The sequence below is a fragment of the Aromatoleum sp. genome, assembly GCF_032027225.1.
Lineage (GTDB): Bacteria > Pseudomonadota > Gammaproteobacteria > Burkholderiales > Rhodocyclaceae > Aromatoleum.
In genome coordinates this window covers 59,534-78,434 of the sequence record NZ_JAVSMM010000020.1, presented here as the reverse complement: position 1 = coordinate 78,434, position 18,901 = coordinate 59,534, and the positions used below count along the sequence as shown (strand labels likewise).

Sequence of the window (18,901 nt, the reverse complement as noted above, 5' to 3'; positions counted from 1 at the left end):
CCGCAGCAGAACATAAGGAAAACCCGATGGAACAGTATCACGGCACCACGATCCTCTCGGTGCGTCGCGGCCGACGTGTAGCCCTCGGCGGCGACGGCCAGGTCACGCTGGGCAACATCGTCATCAAGGCCACCGCGCGCAAGGTGCGGACGATCTATCAGGGGAAGATCCTCGCCGGGTTCGCGGGCGGGACGGCCGACGCGTTCACCCTCTTCGAGCGCTTCGAGGCCAAGCTCGAAAAGCACCAGGGCAATCTCCTCCGGAGCGCGGTCGAACTCGCGAAGGACTGGCGCACCGACCGCATGCTGCGCCGGCTCGAAGCGATGCTCGCGGTCGCCGATCCCGAGCACTCGCTCGTGATCACCGGCAACGGCGACGTGCTCGAGCCCGAAGAGGGCATCGTCGCGATCGGCAGTGGCGGCGCGTACGCGCAGTCGGCGGCGCGCGCGCTGCTGGAGAACACCGAATTGCCGCCCGAGGACATCGTCAAGAAGTCGCTGCAGATTGCCGGCGACCTTTGTATTTACACGAACCAGAGCCACGTGATCGAGGTACTCGAGGGATGACCCAGATGACCCCCCCGGAGATCGTCTCCGAACTCGACAAGCACATCGTCGGACAGGACAAGGCGAAGAAGGCCGTCGCGATCGCGCTGCGCAACCGCTGGCGTCGCGCTCAGGTCGAGGAGCCGCTCAGAAGCGAGATCACGCCGAAGAACATCCTGATGATCGGGCCGACCGGCGTCGGCAAGACCGAGATCGCGCGGCGTCTCGCGCGGCTCGCGAATGCGCCGTTCATCAAGATCGAGGCGACGAAATTCACCGAGGTCGGCTATGTCGGCCGCGACGTCGATACGATCATCCGCGACCTTGCCGAGATCGCGGTCAAGGACGGCCGCGAGCGGGCGATGCGCACGGTGCGCGACCGCGCGCTCGACGCGGCCGAGGACCGCGTGCTCGACGCGTTGCTGCCGCCGGCACGCCCGGTCGGTCTCAACGAACCGGAACCGACCGATTCGGCGACCCGGCAGAAATTCCGCAAGCGCCTGCGCGAAGGCGAACTCGACGACAAGGAGATCGAAATCGAGGTCGCGGCGCAGCCGATGACGGCCGAGATCTTCGCGCCGCCGGGCATGGAGGAGCTCACGCAGCAGATCCAGGGGATGTTCCAGAACCTCGGCGGCGGCAAGAAGAAAGTGCGCAAGATGAAGATCGGCGAGGCGCTGAAGGCGCTGACCGACGAGGAGGCGGCGCGGCTGATCAACGACGAGGAGGTCAAGGCGGAAGCCGTGCGCGCGGTCGAGCAGAACGGCATCGTGTTCCTCGACGAGATCGACAAGGTCGCGTCGCGCGCCGAAGGGCAGGGCGCGGACGTGTCGCGGCAGGGCGTGCAGCGGGATCTGCTGCCGCTCGTCGAAGGCACGACGATTTCGACGAAGTACGGGATGATCAAGACCGATCACATCCTGTTCATCGCGAGCGGCGCGTTCCACCTTGCGAAGCCGAGCGATCTGATCCCCGAGTTGCAGGGGCGCTTTCCGATCCGCGTCGAACTCGAAAGCCTGTCGGTCGACGACTTCAAGCGCATCCTGACGCAGACCGATGCTTGCCTCGTGCGCCAGTACCAGGCCCTGCTGCAGACCGACGGCGTCGAACTCGAATTCGCCGACGACGGCATCCGCCGGATGGCCGAGATCGCGTACCAGGTGAATGAGAAGACCGAGAACATCGGCGCGCGCCGGCTGTACACGGTGATGGAAAAGCTCCTCGAAGAAGTCTCGTTCGACGCCGGAAAGATCGGGCTCACGAAGGTGAGCGTCGACGCGGCGTACGTCGACGCGCGGCTCGAGACCTTCGCCGAGCGCGAGGACCTCGCGCGCTACGTGCTGTAACTTCCCGGGCGGCATTGCGCCGTCCCGGACTTCACGTCATCCCCGACCGCCGCCCTGCCGATGCAGGACGGCGGTTCGCCGTTTTTGCGCCCGCCCGCGCCCCGATTCCCGATCATGCTCTTGCGCATCGTCTCGATTCTTTTTCCGCTGTTCGCGATCACCGTGCTCGGCTATCTGGTCGGCAAGCGGCTGAAACCCGACCTGTCGCATGCGAACAAGCTGAACATGGATGTGTTCGTTCCGGCGCTGGTGTTCGCCGCGCTCGCGAACAAGGATTTCCGCATAGTGGATTTCGTGCCGCTGTCGGGCGCGACCTTCCTGATCGTCGTCGGCTCGGGCCTCGCGGGCTGGCTGCTCGCGCGGCTGTCGCGCGTGCCGCCGAAGACCTTCGTGCCGCCGATCATGTTCAACAATTGCGGCAACCTCGGGCTGCCGCTCGCGGTGCTTGCGTTCGGCGACGTCGCGCTTGCGCCGATGGTCGTGATGTTCATGGTGTCGAACCTGCTGCATTTCTCGTTCGGCGCCTGGCTGCTCGACCACCGCAGCCGGATCTGGAACATCTGGACGGTGCCGTCCGTGCTCGCGACCATCGCCGGGCTTGCGGTCGGCATAGCCGGGATCGAGATCTGGCCGCCGCTTCTCCTCGCGATCAAGATGCTCGGCGACATCTCGATTCCGCTGATGCTGTTCGGACTCGGCGTGCGGCTCACCGATTCGAACATTTCGTCGATCCGGCTTGGGCTGTACGGCGCGGTGGCCCGGCCCGTCGCGGGAATGCTGATCGCGCTCGCCGTGATGCAGGTCGTCGATCTGCCGCAGGACCAGAAGGCACTGCTGCTCGTGTTCGGCGCCTTGCCGCCGGCGGTGCTGAACTACATTTTCGCCGAGCGCTACCAGCAGCAGCCCGAAGCGGTCGCGTCGATCGTGCTGATCGGCAACGTCGCGGCGCTGTTCTTCCTGCCGATCGCGCTCGCGATCGTGCTGCCGTAGGCGAAGCCGCGCGATTGGCCAGTGCCGCCGCGGGCGATGTCGTCCATCGCGGCGGTCACCACATATTTTCGACGACCAGGTGCGCCGGCGCTGCGCGGCGCGACAGCTTGTAGCCGAGGCGATTGAGCAGTTTGCGGCCGTCGTCGACCATCTGCGGGTTGCCGCACAGCATGATGCGGCTGCGTTCGTGGTCGAGCGGGAAACCGGCGGCGCGTTCGAGCTCGCCGTTCTCGATCAGGGTCGTGATGCGGTCCTGCAACGCGCCTTCGACCCGCTCGCGCGTGACGACGGGAATGTAGCGGAGCTTGTGCGTGGCGCCGCCGACGAGCGGGTGCTCCGCGAGGTCGGCGAGCTCGGCGCGGTAGGCGAGCTCGGCTGCGAAACGCACGCTGTGGACGAGGACGATGCGTTCGTAATCGCTCCACGTCGCCGGGTCGTGCAGGATCGAGATGTAGGGCGCGAGGCCGGTGCCGGTCGCGAGCAGCCACAGGTCGCGGCCGTCGACGAAGCGGTCGGTCGTCAGGAAGCCGTAGTTCATCCGCTCGACGAGGACTTCGTCGCCTTCGGCGAGTTGCGCGAGCCGGCTCGTGAATTCCCCGTCCGGCACGACGATCGAATAGAACTCGAGATGCTCGTCGTACGGCGCCGACACCATCGAATACGCGCGCCAGACGACTTCGCCGTCCTCCTTGCGCAAGCCCAGCCGCGCGAACTGTCCGGGCACGAAGCGGAACGCCGGGTCGCGCGTCGTGCGGAAGCTGAACAAATGCGGCGTCCAGCGCTGGATCGCGAGGATGCGTTCGGTCGTGAAGCGGTCGGCGGGTGTCGGCATCGGCGGCTCCAGGGTGATCGGTCAATGTTGAGTAAATTACTCGGGTATGTCGCCTGCGGCAAGCCGCGAAGATGGGGCGTCTCGCTCAGCCGCCAACGGCGCGCGTCGCCGTCACGACTGCCGGGGGTTTGCGTCGGGGCGCGGAAACTCGCCGACGACGCTCTTCAGCAGATCGACCGGCACCGGGAACACGATCGTCGACGAGCGTTCGCCGGCCACCTGCGTCAGCGTCTGCAGGTAGCGCAGCTGCATCGCCGCCGGCTCGCGGGACAGCATTTCGGCCGCCGCGAGCAGCGCCTCGGCCGCCTGCTTCTCGCCTTCGGCGTGGATGACTTTCGCACGCCGTTCGCGCTCGGCTTCGGCCTGGCGCGCGATCGCGCGGACCATCGTCTCGTTGAGGTCGACGTGCTTGATCTCGACGTTCGTGACCTTGATGCCCCACGCGTCGGTCTGCGCGTCGAGGATCTGCTGCACGTCGAGGTTCAGCCGTTCGCGCTCGGCGAGCATCTCGTCGAGCTCGTGCTTGCCGAGCACCGCGCGCAGCGTCGTCTGTGCAAGCTGGCTCGTCGCGACCATGTAGTTCTCGACCTGGATGATCGCCTTTTCGGGGGCGACGACGCGGAAGAACACGATCGCATTGACCTTCACCGACACGTTGTCGCGCGAGATCACGTCCTGGCTCGGCACGTCCATCGTGACGACCCGCAGGTCCACCTTGACCATCTGCTGCAGACCGGGGATCACGAGCACCAGCCCCGGTCCCTTGACCTTCCAGAAACGGCCGAGCATGAAGATCACGCCGCGCTCGTATTCGCGCAGGATGCGGATTGCGCTGACCGCGATCGCGATCAGGATGAGCAGGACGGTGCCGAGGCCGAGATTGATGTCGTAGATCACGGGGAACTCCTTTTGCTCGCGCGGCCGTCCGCCGCCAACGGTTCGACCTGAAGGGTCAGGCCGGACAGGCCGGTGACGCGGACGCGGTCGCCCGGCGCCAGCGGTTCGATCGCGGCGACGTGCCAGGATTCCCCCTGCACCTGCGCCCACGTGCCGTCGGCCGTCGCGACGGTGACGACGCCGACGCTGCCGATGAGCGCTTCCCGGCCGCTGACGACGGCCCGCCGACGCGAGCCCGCCGCGAGTCCGCCGACGGCGAGGATCAGCGCCGCGCTGACGAGCGCGAGTCCGGCAATGAACGGCAACGGAATGCCGAAGCCGGGCGCGTCGGTATCCATCAGGAACAGTCCGCCGACGACGAACGCGATGATGCCGCCGATCCCGAGTGCGCCGAAGCTCGGCAGAAAAGCTTCGGCAAGCATCAGCGTCGCGCCGATCGCGATCAGCGCGACGCCCGCCCAGTTGACCGGCAGCAACTGGAACGCATACAGCGCGATCAGCAGGCAGATCAGGCCGGCGACGCCGGGCACGCCGAAGCCGGGGCTCGTGAATTCGAAAAACAGTCCGTAGATGCCGATCATCATCAGCACGAGCGCGAACTGCGGGTTCGACAGCAGCGCCAGGATGCCGGTGCGCCAATCCGGGGTGAGACGGCGCACGTCCGCGCCGGCGGTGGCGAGGCGCACCTTGTTGCCGCTGTCGAGCGTCACTTCGCGGCCGTCGAGCCGTCCGAGCAGATCCTTCAGGTCGCTCGCGACGAGGTCGATCACGCCCGCCTTCAGCGCCTCGTCGGCGGACAGGCTCGCCGCTTCGCGCACCGCGCGTTCCGCGAAGTCCGGGTTACGGCCGCGCAGTTGCGCGAGGCTGCGCAGGTAGGCGGCGGCGTCGTTCTCGATTTTGGCCTTCATCGCGTCGCCACGCCCCGCGCGCTTCGGCTCGGAGGCGTCCTCGCCCGATTTGCCCGCGCCGCCGTCCGCTCCGTCCGCACCGGGCGGTTTCTCGCCGCCGCCCGGGCCGCCGATCGCTACCGGTGTCGCCGCGCCGAGGTTCGTCGCCGGCGCCATCGCGGCGATGTGGCTCGCGTACAGGATGTAGGTGCCCGCACTCGCGGCTCGGGCGCCGCCCGGGCTCACGTAGGTCGCGACCGGGATCGGCGACGCGAGGATGTCGCGGATGATGACCCGCATCGACGCGTCGAGCCCGCCGGGCGTGTCCATTTCGATGACCACGAGGCCGGCGTTCGCGGCACGCGCCTTGTCGAGGCCGCGGCGGATGAAGTCCGACGTCGCCGGGCCGATGATGCCGTCGACGCGCAACGCGACGACCTGCTTGGGAGCCTCCGCGCCCGGGGTGGCCGGCGCCAAGCCGAGGCCGAACAGCAGCAACAGCAGTGCGACAAGTCGGTGCGACAACACTCGCATGCCCGCTCCCGCGAATGGAGGGACGGACGCGACGGCACGAGGATCCGCGCATCCGCTCGTCTGAGTCCGCTACGGTGCAAGCGTTCCCGCCGACGCAGCAGGCGCCGCCGCGGCGCGCGGGCGAGGACGGCGCAATGAACAAGAGCGCCGATCTGCTCGGGCGGGCTCCGCGCGAGGGTGATGGGCGCGTGCGAAGACCGCGCAAAGAAAAAGAGCACCGGTCTTGCGGACCGATGCTCCGTACGCCGGGTGCGCGACGGCTTACGCCGTTTCGAGCGCCGGCAGCGCGATCTTGTTGTCCTTGCTGTGCTGGTAGTCGAGGAAGATGTGCTCGGCGCTCAGGATCTGGTACGTCCCGTCGTCACGACGATGCGTCGTGTCCTTCAGTCGGTAGGTGTAATGGCCGCAGGTCCAGCAGTCGAAGTTGCGCATGTGCGTGCACAGGCACGTCTTCTCCATCACGCTGAGACGCTTCGCGTCCGGGTGCAGCGCGAGTTCGCGGTTGTACGCGGTGATGTACGCGCAGTTGCCGTTTGCGTCGAGGAGATAGCCGAAGGCCTCGCAGTTCGGGCGGATGCCGGCGCCGATCGATGGGCTGCTCTTCAGCATGCGCATCGGGTAGCCGGTGGGTGAGGTGTTGTTGACCTCGATGTCCTCCTCCTGCGCGCCGAAATATTGCTGCTGCACTTCGGGCGGCAGGCCGCATTCATGCGACACGGTAAAACGCGTCGCGACCTGCACCGCGGCCGCGCCGGCGTCGAGGAAGGACACCGCGTCACTGCCGGTGAAGATGCCGCCGGCAGGAATCAGCGGGATGTCGAGCTTCTCGGCGGCGAGCCAATCGCGGATCTCGGCGACGATGGCGTGCAGGTCGTACTGCGCCCAGTCCATGCCGAAGCCGAGATGGCCGCCCGCGAGCGGGCCTTCGACGACGACGAAGTCGGGCAGGCGGTTGGTGCGGGCGGATTTGCGCAGGAAGAGCACCAGCGCGCGCAGCGACGACACGATGATGCCGAGCTTGACGTCGCGAAAGCGCGGGTGGTCCTCGATCAGGCCGAATGAGCCCAGGTGCAGGCCGGCGGCGAGCGTGATGCCGTCGATGCCCGCATCGAGCGCCGAGCGCAGGCGCACGCGCAGCGTGTCCTTCGGCCCGTTCATCGTCAGCTTTTCCATGCAGTTGATGAAGATCAGGCCGTCGCCGCGCTTGCGTTCCATCGTGTGGCGGACGTGCTTTTCGGTCGCCTCGGCGAGGAGACCGAGGTCGAACTGCACTTCGGACTTGTCCGCATTCGCGACGTTGTACTTGTAGAACTTCAGCTTGTCGCGCACGTACTTCGTGTCGTAGCGGCGGTCGCTGACGGTCGGAATCATCGCGTCCGAAATGTGCCCGATGCCGCCGAGCCGCGCGGCTTCGAGCGACAGCTCGGACGTGGAGATGTCGACACCCATTCCGCCAACCATGATCGGCACGTATTCCCTGCTGCCGAACCGCAGGCGGAAATCATCGACAGATTTCATGTTCATCTTCTACGTTGCTTGCTGTGCCCGGCAGCTGGAAATCGGGCAAACCGGGATTTTCCCACACCCGGCCGCCGACGGGTAAGGCATCACGCCCCGGTGCCTTCCGGCAGCCGGGGTGAGAGGGGAGGTCGCGTTGTCTTCGCTGGGGCAGCTTCAGCGGATCATCCCGGCGCCGACGGTGTTGTTCGTGCTCTCGTCAATGACGATGAACGCGCCGGTCGCGCGGTTGTCGGCGTACGGGTCCGCGAAGACCGGCTGGGCGAGTTTGAGTGTCACGTGCGCGATATCGTTCATCGCGAGCGTGGTCGCCGGCTCATGTTCGAGCGTATTCACGTCGAGCCGGTAGTCGATCTTCGCGACCTTCGCCTTCACTTCGCGCGTCGTGTGGCGCACGAGGTAAGTGCGGGCCGGCGACAGCGGCGTCTCCGACAGCCAGCAGACGGTCGCGTCGATCTGCTTCGCCTGCTGCGGCTGTTCGACGCTCTTGACGATCATGTCGCCGCGCGAGATGTCGATCTCGTCGGCGAGCAGCAGCGTCACCGACTGCTCGTGGATCGCGCGCCCGATGCTCGCGCCGCCGAGCTGGACGTCCTTGACCGTGCTCGTGCGACCCGAGGGCAACACCGTCACCGCGTCTCCGACCGCGATCTCGCCCGACTCGACGCGCCCCTGGAAGCCGCGGTAGTCGTGCAGCTCGGGGTTCGCGGAATCCTGCGGGCGGCAGACGAACTGTACCGGGAAGCGGAAGTTCTCGGCCTGCTCGGTGTGCGCGGCCGGCACCGTTTCGAGGACCTGCAGCAGCGTCGGGCCTTCATACCAGCCGAGGCGGTCGCCGCGGTCGACGATCATGTCGCCGTTGAGCGCCGACAGCGGAATGAAGCGCACGTCCCCGATGCCGAGCTTGTCGGCGAACGCGAGGTAGTCGGCGCGGATGCGCTCGAACACCGCCTGGTCGTAGTCGACGAGATCCATCTTGTTCACCGCGACGACGAGGTGCGGGATGCCGACGAGGCTCGCGAGGTAGGAATGGCGGCGTGTCTGCGTCAGCATCCCCTTGCGCGAGTCGACGAGGATGATCGCGAGGTTCGCGGTCGAGGCGGCCGTCACCATGTTGCGCGTGTACTGCTCGTGGCCCGGCGCGTCGGCGATGATGTACTTGCGCGTGCCGGTCGAGAAGTAGCGGTAGGCGACGTCGATCGTGATGCCCTGTTCGCGCTCGGCCTGCAGGCCGTCAGTCAGGAGCGACAGGTCGACCGCGCTCGTGCCGCGCTTCGCCGAGGTCCTTTCGATCGCGTTCAGCGTGTCGGCGAGGATCGTCTTGGTGTCGAACAGCAGGCGGCCGATCAGCGTGCTCTTGCCGTCATCGACGCTGCCGCAGGTCAGAAAGCGCAGCAGGCCGTGGTCGTCGGGGCCGGTCGTGATGCCGGGCAGGGTCTCGGGGGCGGACATGTTCATGATTCCTTCGCTATGCGGGGTCGGGGGCGGGCGGGTCAGAAGTAGCCTTCCTTCTTGCGCTGCTCCATCGACGCTTCGGACGTCTGGTCGTCCATGCGCGTCGCGCCCCGTTCGGTGATCGTCGTCGTCGCGGTCTCGAGCAGGATCTTCGCGACGGTGTCGGCGGCGGACTCGACCGGCGCGGTGCAGGTGATGTCGCCGACGGTGCGGAAGCGCACCTGCACGTCTTCGACGACGTCGCCCGGTTTCGCGGGGGTCACGTCGGTCACCGGCTGCAGCAGGCCGTTCTTGCGCACGACGGGCCGCACGTGCGCGAAGTAGATCGACGGCAGCTCGAGCTGCTCGCGCTCGATGTACTGCCACACGTCGAGCTCGGTCCAGTTGCTGATCGGGAACGCGCGGATGTTCTCGCCCTTGTGGGCGCGTGCGTTGTACAGGTTCCACAGCTCGGGGCGCTGGTTCTTCGGGTCCCACTGACCGAACTCGTCGCGGAAGCTCATGATCCGCTCCTTCGCACGCGCTTTCTCCTCGTCGCGCCGCGCACCGCCGATGCAGGCGTCGAAGCCGAATTCCTCGATCGCTTCGAGCAGCGTCACCGACTGGTGCTTGTTGCGCGACTCGTCCGGCGTCTTCAGCACGACCGTGCCGCGCGCCATCGAGTCCTCGACCGAGCGCACGATCAGGCGTTCACCCAACTCGGCGGCGCGCTTGTCGCGGAAGTCGGTGACTTCCCGGTAATTGTGGCCGGTGTCGATGTGCATCAGCGGGAACGGGAAGCGGCCCGGGCGGAACGCCTTCTCGGCGAGACGCAGCATGCAGATCGAGTCCTTGCCGCCGGAGAACAGCAGCACCGGGTTCGCGCACTGGCCGGCGACCTCGCGCATGATGTGGATCGCCTCGGCTTCGAGCCAGTCGAGGTGGGTCAGGGTTTGTCTGGTCAGCGTCGACATGTTCGTTCTCGGATTTCAGCTCAGTGTTCAGCTCAGTGTTTTTTGCCGGTCGCTCGCAGCGCGCGCACCGCCGCCCGCAGTCCGGCGTGCAGCGCCGCGAGGCGCCGACGCAGGCCGGGGCGCGAGTATGGCGTGGCGGGCGAAGCGTGCGGATTCGTTTCGAGTCGGCGGTTCATCGTTCAGCCTTTCTTGACGTGCAGCCCGCATTCCTTGCTCGCAGGGTCTTCCCACCACCAGCGGCCGGCGCGCACGTCCTCGCCGACGGCGATCGCGCGCGTGCAGGGCGCGCAGCCGATGCTCGGATAGAACTGGTCGTGCAGCGCGTTGTGCGGCACGTCGCGCAGGCGGATGTAGGCCCAGACTTCGGTCTCGGACCAGTCCGACAGCGGGTTCAGCTTCACGAGGCCGTTGCCTTCGTCGAACTCGCGCAGCGGCAGCCCGGTGCGCGTCGTTGACTGCGCGGCCCGCAGGCCGGTGATCCAGGCCTTCTTGCCGGCCAGCGCCCGGCGCAGCGGCTCGACCTTGCGGACGAAGCAGCACCCCTTTCTCAGCTCGACGGAGTCGTAGAACGCGTTCATGCCGTGCGTGCGCACATAGGTTTCGACCGCGTCGGACTGCGGGAAGAACACTTTCAGCCGCGTTGCGTAGCGCTTCTCGACGTCGCCGATCAGGGTGTAGGTCTCGGCCGGAAGGCGGCCGGTGTCGAGCGAGAAGATCTCGATCGGCAGCTTTTCGCGCAGGATCAGGTCGGTCAGCACCATGTCCTCGGCGCCGAAGCTGTTAGCGAACGTCAGCTCGCCGCCTGTGCCGAACTCGTCGACCGCGGCGCGCAGCAGCGCGAGCGCGGCGGCGGACTTCGCTTCGACGCTAGTGCGCAGCGCGTCGGTCAGCTGCGGCCGCGTCGCCGGATTCGTCGTCGGCGCGCGCAGCAGCGTCACCGCGCCGCTCACGATTTCACCTGTTGCGGGCCGGGCCGGGCGACGCGCCGGAAGAGCGGCTGCGGGTGGGTCGCCGACGCCTGGTAGGGCTGCGTGAAGTCGGAAATGTTCGCGACCGCCGCTTCGAGCTGTTCGTCGGTGTAACGGTCCGCGCGCGGCTGCAGCGCGTCGAAACCGGAGCGCGTCAGATAGTTGAACTGGTCGCGCAACACGTCGCCGATCGCGCGCAGCTCGCCGGTGTAGCCGTAGCGGGTGCGCAGCAGGGTCGCGATCGAGTAGCCGCGGCCGTCGGTGAATTTCGGGAAATTCACGGCGATGATTCGGAACGGCGCGACGTCGGCCGCGAAGGCTTCGAGATCGTCGTCGCCGGCGAGCCACACGCCGACTTCGCCGCGCGTCGCGCGATCGAGGAGGTCCGCACGGTGCGCCTGCCAGACTTCCAGCGGAACGAGCGCGTGGCCGGCGGGGACGACGGCCGCCGCGGGCGTTTCGTCCTCGTCGAGCGCGAGGATGCGCCAGTCGTCGGAAACGATCCGGCCGTTCTTGATCACCTTAGGCATTGACGACCTTCCTTTGCGTCTGTTGTTCGCCGCCATAGACGCGCTGCTTGAACGGCTCGATGCCGAGACGGTGCACCGTGTCGACGAAGCGCTCGCCCTCGTGGCGGTATTCGATATAGGTTTCGATGAGCTTCTCGACGACGTCGGCCATCTGGTCGCGCGCGAACGACGGGCCGATGACCTTGCCGAGCGCGGTGTCGTTGCCCTGCGTGCCGCCGATCGTCACTTGGTACCACTCCTGGCCGCTCTTATCGACGCCGAGGATGCCGATATGGCCGACGTGGTGGTGGCCGCAGGAGTTCATGCAGCCCGAGATGTTGATGTCGATTTCGCCGATGTCGTGGAGATAGTCGAGATCGTCGAAGCGCTGCTGGATCGCCTGCGCGATCGGGATCGACTTCGCGTTCGCGAGCGCGCAGAAATCGCCGCCCGGGCAGCAGATGATGTCGGTCAGCAGGCCGATGTTCGGCGTCGCGAGTCCCGCCTCGCGGGCGAGCTGCCACAGCGTGTGGAGGTCGGACAGCCGGACGTCGGCGAGGACGACGTTCTGCTCGTGCGTCATCCGCGCTTCGCCGAAGCTGAAGCGGTCGGCCCAGTCGGCGACGAGGTCCATCTGCTCGGCGCTGATGTCGCCCGGCGCGATGCCGGTCTTCTTCAGCGACAGCGTGACCGACGCGTAGCCGGGCTTCTTGTGTGCGCGCACGTTGCGCTTGATCCACGCGGCGAACGGCTTGCTCGCGGCGAGGTGCGCCTCGTGGACCTCGTCGCGCGCGGGCAGCGTCTCGTAGTCGGGATCGACGAAATGCGCGGCGACGCGCTGCACTTCCGCTTCGGTCAGCGTGTTCGGGCCGTCCTTGACGTGCGCCCATTCCGCTTCGACCTGGCGTGCGAACTCTTCCGGTCCGAGCGCCTTGACGAGGATCTTGATGCGCGCCTTCCAGATGTTGTCGCGCCGGCCGTAGCGGTTATAGACGCGCAGGATCGACTCGCAGTATGTGATCAGGTGCTGCCACGGGACGAAGCTCGCGATCTCCTCGCCGAGGATCGGCGTGCGGCCGAGGCCGCCGCCGACGAGCACGCGGAAACCGACGTTGCCGTCGGCGTCGCGCTTGAGGTCGAGGCCGATGTCGTAGACGCGCACGACGACGCGGTCTTCGGTCGCGGCGTTCAGCGCGATCTTGAACTTGCGCGGGAGGTACGCGAACTCGGGGTTGTAGGTCGCCCACTGGCGCAGGATCTCGGCCCACGGGCGCGGGTCGACGATCTCGTCGGCGGCGACGCCGGCGAATGCGTCCGCGGTGATGTTGCGGATGTCGTTGCCGGACGTCTGGTTCGAATGCATCTGCACGCTCGCGAGCTCAGCGAGCATGTCGGGGATCGCTTCGAGCGGCGACCAGTTGAACTGGACGTTCGTGCGCGTCGTGAAATGCGCGTAACCGCGGTCGTAAGTGCGCGCGAGGTGCGCGAGCTTGCGCAGCTGGCGGCTCGCGAGGTGGCCGTAAGGCACGGAGATCCGGAACATCGGCGCGTGGCGCTGGATGTACAGGCCGTTCTGCAGCCGCACCGGACGGAACTCGTCGTCGCTCAGTTCGCCGGCGAGGTGGCGACGCATCTGGTCGCGGAACTGTGCGACGCGTTCGTCGAGCAAGTGCTGGTCGTATTCGTCGTATCGGTACATCGCGTCTCTCTCGTTCAGTCTTTGTATTCGTTTGCCGTTTTACTGGCTGATCAGCTTCGCGCCGACCAGAACCAGCATCGTCGCCAAGATCGGGCGCAGCACGCGATCCGGCACCATCGTCGAAATGTGGCTGCCGACCCAGATGCCGGGCAGCGAGCCGATCAACAGGCTGCCGAGCAGGAACCAGTCGACGCTGCCGAGCATCCAGTGGCCGACCCCGGCCACCAGCGTCAGCGGCACCGCGTGCGCAATGTCCGAGCCGACGATGCGCAGCACCGGCATCGTCGGATACAGGAAGAACAGCGCGGTGACGCCGAGCGCGCCGGCACCGACCGAGGAGATCGACACCAGCACGCCGAGCACGGCACCGGTCAGCACCGTGAGCCGCGCGGTGCGCGTCGGGCTGATCCTGCCGGCGAAGCGCGTCGTCGCGTAGGTCTGGATCTTCTTGCGGAAGATCACCGCGACGGCGGTCAGCACGAGCGCGACGCCGAGCGCAACCTTGATCAGGCTGGTCACTCCGTCGATGCCGCCGGGCGCGAACCTGCCGACCAGGAACAGCGTGATCGCGGCGGCCGGCAGGCTACCAGTCGCGAGCCGCTTCGTCACCTGCCAATCGACCGTGCCCTTGAGGCCGTGCGCGAGCGTCCCGCCCGCCTTCGTGATCGACGCGTACAGCAGGTCCGTGCCCACCGCGACCGACGGGTGAATGCCGAACAGCAGCACCAGCAAAGGCGTCATCAACGAACCGCCGCCCACGCCGGTGAGTCCGACAATCGCGCCGACTGCGAATCCTGCGAGGGGGTAGGCGAAGTCCATGAGCACTGTTTCCGGGGATGTTGCGGTGCATCGTAAGTGGGGTGAGTAGATTAAAAAAGACGGTGGACGTTAGACTCTAAGAAGAATTCGTTATAAGAGGCCGCCATGAACTTGCAGCAGCTGCGCTACATCCACGAAGTCGCCCGCCGCGGACTGAACGTTTCGGAGGCCGCGGAAGCGCTGTTCACGTCGCAGCCGGGCGTGTCGAAGCAGATCCGCCTGTTCGAGAGCGAACTCGGCGTCGACGTCTTCGTGCGCCACGGCAAGCGCCTCGTCGCGATCACCGATCCGGGCCGGCAAGTGCTCGCGATCGCCGAGCGCGTGCTGCGCGATGTCGACAATCTGCGGCAGGTCGGCGACGAATTCACGAACGAGGTCGCCGGCAGCCTGTCGATCGCGACGACCCATACGCAGGCGCGCTACGTGTTGCCGCGCATCGTGCGCGACTTCATGCAACGCTTTCCGCAGGTCAAGCTGTCGCTGCACCAGGGCAGCCCCCAACAGGTGTGCGCGATGGTGATGTCCGGCGAGGCCGATCTCGCGCTCGCGACCGAGGCGATCGCCGAGTACGAGGACCTCGTGATGCTGCCGTGCTACCAGTGGAACCGCTGCGTCGTCGCGACGCCGCGTCACCCGATCCTGAAGGAGCATCCGCTGACGCTCGAGGCGATCGCCCGCTTCCCGATCATCACCTACGACGACGCCTTCACCGGACGCAGCCTGATCAACAAGGCCTTCCTCGGCCGCGGCCTGCGTCCGAACGTCGTGCTGACCGCGCTCGATTCGGACGTCATCAAGACTTACGTGTCGATGGATCTGGGCATCGGCATCCTCGCGCGCATGGCCTTCGACCCGGCGTCCGACCGCGCGCTCGGCATGAGCGACGCGGCGCACCTCTTCGAATCGAGCACGACGCGCATCGGCCTGCGGCGCAACGCCTACCTTCGCGGCTACGTGTACGCGTTCATCGAGCTCTTCGCGCCGCACCTGACGCGCCGCATGGTCGATGTCGCGCTCGCGGGCGGTGGCGAGGATTACGGCTTATAGGCGAAGGATTCGGCTGATCGCGTGGCGGGCCGCGGTGGCTCGTCACGACGCTATTCACTCGGCGACGAAATTCCGTGCGGGCTGCGCTTGTCGAAGCCCGGCCGATGCGAGCGCCTTCCGACAAGCTCAGGGTGAGCGATAACGCCTATGTCGTCGCAGGTTAATGACGCGAGCGGCGATCGCGCGCGTCCGCGGAGCCTGCCGTGGGGCGGGAGAGGCGGAGCTCAGCCGGGCTGAAAGGAGCCGATGCGCCGCTTGCGCTCCTGGTCGAGCAGGCGGGTCGCGACTTCGCCGGGGACGCCGAGCGTCTCGAACACCGAGCCGGCGAGCTGCAGTCCGGATTCGAGCGTCTCGGGGATCACGATCGTCGCGCCCGCGTCGCGCAGCGTCGCCGCGTGCGCCTCGTCGCGCGCCCGGGCGGCGACGCGGATCGTCGGGAAGGCCGCGCGGATGCCCTTGACCGCATGCACCGCGGCGGCGGTGTGGTCCATCGTCAGCACGACCGCGACCGCGCGTTCGAGGTGGAACCTGCGCAGCAGCTCGGGCCGGCTCGCGTCGCCGAAATACACCGGCTCGCCCTGCGCGCGCTGGCGGGCGACGAGCTTCGCGTCGTTCTCGATCGCGACGTGCGGGATTCCCTGCGCGTCGAGCAGTTCGCCGATCATCTTCCCGATACGCCCGTAGCCGGCGATGACGACGTGGCCGCTGAGTTCCTGCAGCGCGCCTTCGTCGTCGGCCGCCGCCTTCTGGCCGACGCGCGCGTCGATGGCGTCGCCGAGCTTGCGGCCGACGAGCGAAAGCGGCGGCGTCACGAGCATCGACAGGCCGACCACCAGCAGCATGAATTGCCCGATCGCCGCGGACAGGATGCCGAGCCCCATTGCCATGCCGATGACGATGAACGCGAACTCGCCGCCTTGCGACAGCATCAGCCCGCCTTCGACCGCGCGCCCCCAGCTCAGCCCGAACGCGCGGAACAGCCCCAGCACGACGGTTGCCTTGATCGCCAGCAGGCCGACGACCGAAACGGGCAGCAGCAGCGGCTCGGCGAGGATCGAGCGGATGTCGATGCCCATGCCGACCGACATGAAGAAGAGGCCCATCAGGAGGCCCTTGAACGGCTCGATCGTGACTTCGACCTCGTGGCGGAACTCGGTCTCGGCGATCAGGAGCCCCGCGAGCAGCGCGCCGAGCTCCATCGACAGGCCGGCGGCCTGCGTCAGCAGCGCGACGCCGAGCGCGGTCAGCAGCGTCAGCGCCATGAAGGATTCGGCCTGCCGGTTCGCGGCGATCTGATGGAACATCGGCCGCACGACGCGGCGGCCGATCAGGTAGATCGCCGCGACCGTCGCGATGCCCTTCACCGCAGCGGTGCCGAGCAGCGCGAGGAAGTTTCCGCTGCCGTCCTGCGCGAGGATCGTCACCAGCACCAGCAGCGGGACGACCATCAGGTCCTGCAGCAGCAGCACCGAGAACGTGCGCTGGCCGAGCGGCGTGCCGAGCTCGCGGCGCTGCGACAGGAGCTGCATCACGACGGCGGTCGACGAGAAGCCGAGCACGAGGCCGAGCACGACCGACGATTCGAGCGGGTTGCCGAACGCGTAGGCGACAGCGCCGATCGCGAGCGCGGTGATCGCGACCTGCAGCGTGCCGAGCCCGAACACCAGCCGCCGCATTGCCCACAGGCGGTCGACCGACAATTCGAGACCGATCATGAACATCAGGAAGATCACGCCGAATTCGGCGAAGATTTCGACGTCTTCGTCGCGCGAAAACGTCAGGTAACCCAGCCACGGCACGTCGCCGGTGAGCCGGCCGAGGCCGAACGGCCCGACGAGCATGCCGACCGCGAGGAAGCCGAGCACCGGGTTGATGCGGCGATGTTGCAGCAGCGGAATCAGCACCCCGGCGAGGCCGAGAAACACGATGACTTCGCGCAGGAAAGCGGGGGCGTGCGATTCCATCCAGGAGGTCGAATCTTCGTGGGGACGCGCGAGTTTACCGGAATCGACGCGTCATCCCGCGATCACCGGTTCCTCGCCTTCCTGTTGTTGCAGCGCCCACATCCGCGCGTAGTCGCCGTCGCGTGCGAGAAGCTCTGCGTGCGTGCCGCGTTCGACGATGCGGCCCTGGTCGAGCACGATGATCTCGTCCGCGTTCATCACCGTCGACAGCCGGTGCGCGATCACGAGCGCGGTGCGGCCCGCCGCGGCGAGCTCCATCTGCGCCTGGATCGCCTTCTCGGTCTTCGAGTCGAGCGCCGACGTCGCCTCGTCGAAGATCAGGATCGCCGGGTTCTTCAACAGCGCGCGCGCGATCGCGACGCGCTGCTTCTCGCCACCGGAGAGCTTCAGCCCGCGCTCGCCGACGCGCGTCTCGTAACCGTCCGGCAGGCGCGCGATGAAGTCCGACAGCTGCGCCGCGCGCGCGGCGGCCTCGACTTCCTCTCGGCTCGCGTCGGGCCGGCCGTACTGGATGTTGTAGAACACCGTGTCGTTGAACAGCACCGTGTCCTGCGGGACGATGCCGATCGCCGCGCGCAGGCTCGCCTGCGTGACCGCGCGCAGATCGTGTCCATTCACGCGGATCGCGCCGCCCTGCACGTCGTAGAAGCGGTACAGGAGCCGCGCGAGCGTAGATTTCCCCGAGCCCGAATGGCCGACGACCGCGAGCGTTCGGCCGGCCGGAATCTCGAAATCGACGCCGTGCAGGATCGCCCGCTTCGGGTCGTACGCGAAGCGCACCGCCTCGAAGCGCACCGACGCCGGCCCGGGGGCGAGCGTCAGCGCGTCGGGCGCGTCGGCGATCTCGCGGTGCTGGTGCATCAGGCCGAACATGCGCTCGATGTCGGTCAGCGACTGGCGCAACTCGCGGTAGAGCACGCCGAGGAAGTTCAGCGGAATGTAGAGCTGGATCAGGAAGGCGTTGACGAGGACGATGTCGCCGATCGTCATCTCGCCGCTCGTCACGCGCACCGTCGCCTGCCACATCATCGCCGTCACGCCGACCGCGATGACTGCCGCCTGGCCGACGTTCAGCGCCGACAGCGAGAACTGGTTCTTGACCTGCGCGTTCGCCCACTTCTGCATCTGCTCGTCGTAGCGGCGCGCCTCGAACTCCTCGTTGTTGAAGTACTTGACCGTCTCGAAGTTCAGCAGGCTGTCGATCGCGCGTGCGGACGCCGCTGAATCGAGCTCGTTCGCATGGCGGCGCAACGCCGTGCGCCAGTTCGTGACCTTGACGGTGAACGTGATGTAGATCAGCAGCGTCGCGAGCGTGATCAGCGCGAACACCGCGTCGTACTCGACGAGCAGGATGCCGATCACGAGACCGATCTCGATCAGCGTCGGGACGATCGAATACAGCGTGTAGCTGATCAGCGAGCCGATCGAACGCGTGCCGCGCTCGATGTCGCGCGTGAGCCCGCCGGTCTGGCGTTCGAGGTGGAAGCGCAGCGACAGCGCGTGCAGGTGGCGGAACACGCGCAGCGCGATCTCGCGCACCGCCTGCTGCGTGACGCGCGAGAACACCAGCTCGCGCAGCTCGGTGAACAGCGTCGTCGAAAAGCGCAGCGCGCCGTACGCGAGCAGCAGCGCCGCCGGCACGACGATGAACGCCTGCTCCTTCGTCAGCGACAGGCCGTCGACGAGGTGCTTGAAGATGATCGGCACGGTGACGTTCGCGCCCTTCGCCGCGACGAGGCAGACGAGTGCGAAGATCACCCGGCCCTTGTAAGCCCAGATGTACGGAACAAGGCTCTTCAGGGTTTGCCAGTCGTGGCGTTCAGTCGGCTCGGGGCCGGGCAGGGCGGTCGCGGGGGCTCGTCTCATAAGCGAATTCTACTGTACGCAAGCCGCCCGGCGGCTCGTCGGCGACGGCGTCAGGATCGGACATCACGGCCG

Annotated in this window: 17 protein-coding genes; 4 read left to right on the top strand and 13 right to left on the bottom strand. The window is 67.2% G+C overall.

Features of this window, described 5'->3' with window-relative positions:
* Positions 1 to 26 precede the first annotated feature (26 nt).
* The 3 genes from hslV to ROZ37_RS18555 all read left to right on the top strand — a co-directional run bounded on the left by hslV (position 27) and on the right by ROZ37_RS18555 (position 2,881).
* Positions 27 to 566, top strand: coding sequence for an ATP-dependent protease subunit HslV (gene hslV / locus ROZ37_RS18565; protein WP_312661584.1), 540 nt, complete (start codon positions 27 to 29; stop codon positions 564 to 566).
* Positions 563 to 1,891, top strand: coding sequence for an ATP-dependent protease ATPase subunit HslU (hslU, locus tag ROZ37_RS18560; protein ID WP_312661583.1), 1,329 nt, complete (start codon positions 563 to 565; stop codon positions 1,889 to 1,891). Before hslV ends, hslU begins: the two co-directional genes overlap by 4 nt.
* 114 nt (positions 1,892 to 2,005) lie before the next feature.
* Positions 2,006 to 2,881 carry an AEC family transporter gene (locus ROZ37_RS18555; RefSeq protein ID WP_312661582.1) on the top strand — a complete coding sequence of 292 codons (876 nt, stop codon included), beginning with the start codon at positions 2,006 to 2,008 and terminating at the stop codon, positions 2,879 to 2,881.
* 55 nt (positions 2,882 to 2,936) lie between these two features.
* Here the strand turns inward: ROZ37_RS18555 and ROZ37_RS18550 are convergent, their stop codons facing one another.
* The 11 genes from ROZ37_RS18550 to ROZ37_RS18500 form a co-directional block, all read right to left on the bottom strand.
* Complete coding sequence (locus tag ROZ37_RS18550; protein WP_312661580.1) at positions 2,937 to 3,713, bottom strand: ferredoxin--NADP reductase; 777 nt, start codon at positions 3,711 to 3,713, stop codon at positions 2,937 to 2,939.
* Positions 3,714 to 3,824: 111 nt separating this feature from the next.
* Positions 3,825 to 4,610, bottom strand: coding sequence for a slipin family protein (locus ROZ37_RS18545; RefSeq protein ID WP_312661578.1), 786 nt, complete (start codon positions 4,608 to 4,610; stop codon positions 3,825 to 3,827).
* Positions 4,607 to 6,031: a nodulation protein NfeD gene (locus ROZ37_RS18540; RefSeq protein ID WP_312661576.1), complete on the bottom strand. Its 1,425-nt coding sequence runs from the start codon at positions 6,029 to 6,031 to the stop codon at positions 4,607 to 4,609. The genes ROZ37_RS18545 and ROZ37_RS18540 overlap by 4 nt, the downstream gene beginning before the upstream one ends.
* Before the next feature lie 261 nt (positions 6,032 to 6,292).
* Entirely contained in the window at positions 6,293 to 7,549 is a 1,257-nt protein-coding gene (locus ROZ37_RS18535) for a nitronate monooxygenase (RefSeq protein ID WP_312661574.1), read from the bottom strand.
* Between the two features lie 156 nt (positions 7,550 to 7,705).
* Positions 7,706 to 9,001: a sulfate adenylyltransferase subunit CysN gene (gene cysN / locus ROZ37_RS18530; protein WP_312661618.1), complete on the bottom strand. Its 1,296-nt coding sequence runs from the start codon at positions 8,999 to 9,001 to the stop codon at positions 7,706 to 7,708.
* A gap of 41 nt (positions 9,002 to 9,042) precedes the next feature.
* Entirely contained in the window at positions 9,043 to 9,957 is a 915-nt protein-coding gene (gene cysD / locus ROZ37_RS18525) for a sulfate adenylyltransferase subunit CysD (protein WP_312661573.1), read from the bottom strand.
* A gap of 32 nt (positions 9,958 to 9,989) precedes the next feature.
* The gene (locus ROZ37_RS18520) at positions 9,990 to 10,133 is read right to left on the bottom strand and encodes a hypothetical protein (protein WP_312661571.1); all 144 of its coding nucleotides are present in this window, start codon (positions 10,131 to 10,133) and stop codon (positions 9,990 to 9,992) included.
* 3 nt (positions 10,134 to 10,136) lie between these two features.
* Positions 10,137 to 10,907: a phosphoadenylyl-sulfate reductase gene (locus ROZ37_RS18515; protein ID WP_312661570.1), complete on the bottom strand. Its 771-nt coding sequence runs from the start codon at positions 10,905 to 10,907 to the stop codon at positions 10,137 to 10,139.
* Positions 10,904 to 11,455 carry a DUF934 domain-containing protein gene (locus ROZ37_RS18510; protein WP_312661569.1) on the bottom strand — a complete coding sequence of 184 codons (552 nt, stop codon included), beginning with the start codon at positions 11,453 to 11,455 and terminating at the stop codon, positions 10,904 to 10,906. The genes ROZ37_RS18515 and ROZ37_RS18510 overlap by 4 nt, the downstream gene beginning before the upstream one ends.
* Positions 11,448 to 13,133 (bottom strand): nitrite/sulfite reductase, encoded by a 1,686-nt coding sequence (locus ROZ37_RS18505; RefSeq protein WP_312661568.1) that lies wholly within the window; start codon positions 13,131 to 13,133, stop codon positions 11,448 to 11,450. Before ROZ37_RS18505 ends, ROZ37_RS18510 begins: the two co-directional genes overlap by 8 nt.
* Positions 13,134 to 13,172: 39 nt before the next feature.
* A complete protein-coding gene (locus ROZ37_RS18500) occupies positions 13,173 to 13,952 on the bottom strand; it encodes a sulfite exporter TauE/SafE family protein (RefSeq protein WP_312661567.1) in 780 nt (259 codons plus the stop codon).
* Between the two features lie 105 nt (positions 13,953 to 14,057).
* On the opposite strand from ROZ37_RS18500, the gene cysB reads away from it, so the two are divergent.
* Positions 14,058 to 14,999, top strand: coding sequence for an HTH-type transcriptional regulator CysB (gene cysB / locus ROZ37_RS18495; protein WP_312661565.1), 942 nt, complete (start codon positions 14,058 to 14,060; stop codon positions 14,997 to 14,999).
* Between the two features lie 224 nt (positions 15,000 to 15,223).
* On the opposite strand, the gene ROZ37_RS18490 is transcribed toward cysB, so the two are convergent.
* Together ROZ37_RS18490 and ROZ37_RS18485 are read right to left on the bottom strand one after the other, a co-directional pair.
* A complete protein-coding gene (locus tag ROZ37_RS18490; RefSeq protein WP_312661563.1) occupies positions 15,224 to 16,963 on the bottom strand; it encodes a cation:proton antiporter in 1,740 nt (579 codons plus the stop codon).
* Positions 16,964 to 17,014: 51 nt separating this feature from the next.
* A complete protein-coding gene (locus ROZ37_RS18485) occupies positions 17,015 to 18,829 on the bottom strand; it encodes an ABC transporter ATP-binding protein/permease (RefSeq protein WP_312661561.1) in 1,815 nt (604 codons plus the stop codon).
* Positions 18,830 to 18,901 lie beyond the last annotated feature (72 nt).

What these genes read in the sequence shown, in the direction of transcription:
- ROZ37_RS18555 (WP_312661582.1), top strand. Translation starts at nt 2,006, where the DNA reads ATGCTCTTGCGCATCGTCTCGATTCTTTTTCCGCTGTTCGCGATCACC.
- ROZ37_RS18550 (WP_312661580.1), bottom strand. Translation starts at nt 3,713, where the DNA reads ATGCCGACACCCGCCGACCGCTTCACGACCGAACGCATCCTCGCGATC.
- ROZ37_RS18535 (WP_312661574.1), bottom strand. Translation starts at nt 7,549, where the DNA reads ATGAAATCTGTCGATGATTTCCGCCTGCGGTTCGGCAGCAGGGAATAC.
- ROZ37_RS18510 (WP_312661569.1), bottom strand. Translation starts at nt 11,455, where the DNA reads ATGCCTAAGGTGATCAAGAACGGCCGGATCGTTTCCGACGACTGGCGC.
- ROZ37_RS18540 (WP_312661576.1), bottom strand. Translation starts at nt 6,031, where the DNA reads ATGCGAGTGTTGTCGCACCGACTTGTCGCACTGCTGTTGCTGCTGTTC.
- ROZ37_RS18500 (WP_312661567.1), bottom strand. Translation starts at nt 13,952, where the DNA reads ATGGACTTCGCCTACCCCCTCGCAGGATTCGCAGTCGGCGCGATTGTC.
- hslU (WP_312661583.1), top strand. Translation starts at nt 563, where the DNA reads ATGACCCAGATGACCCCCCCGGAGATCGTCTCCGAACTCGACAAGCAC.
- cysD (WP_312661573.1), bottom strand. Translation starts at nt 9,957, where the DNA reads ATGTCGACGCTGACCAGACAAACCCTGACCCACCTCGACTGGCTCGAA.
- ROZ37_RS18490 (WP_312661563.1), bottom strand. Translation starts at nt 16,963, where the DNA reads ATGGAATCGCACGCCCCCGCTTTCCTGCGCGAAGTCATCGTGTTTCTC.
- cysN (WP_312661618.1), bottom strand. Translation starts at nt 9,001, where the DNA reads ATGTCCGCCCCCGAGACCCTGCCCGGCATCACGACCGGCCCCGACGAC.
- ROZ37_RS18520 (WP_312661571.1), bottom strand. Translation starts at nt 10,133, where the DNA reads ATGAACCGCCGACTCGAAACGAATCCGCACGCTTCGCCCGCCACGCCA.
- cysB (WP_312661565.1), top strand. Translation starts at nt 14,058, where the DNA reads ATGAACTTGCAGCAGCTGCGCTACATCCACGAAGTCGCCCGCCGCGGA.
- ROZ37_RS18505 (WP_312661568.1), bottom strand. Translation starts at nt 13,133, where the DNA reads ATGTACCGATACGACGAATACGACCAGCACTTGCTCGACGAACGCGTC.
- hslV (WP_312661584.1), top strand. Translation starts at nt 27, where the DNA reads ATGGAACAGTATCACGGCACCACGATCCTCTCGGTGCGTCGCGGCCGA.
- ROZ37_RS18485 (WP_312661561.1), bottom strand. Translation starts at nt 18,829, where the DNA reads ATGAGACGAGCCCCCGCGACCGCCCTGCCCGGCCCCGAGCCGACTGAA.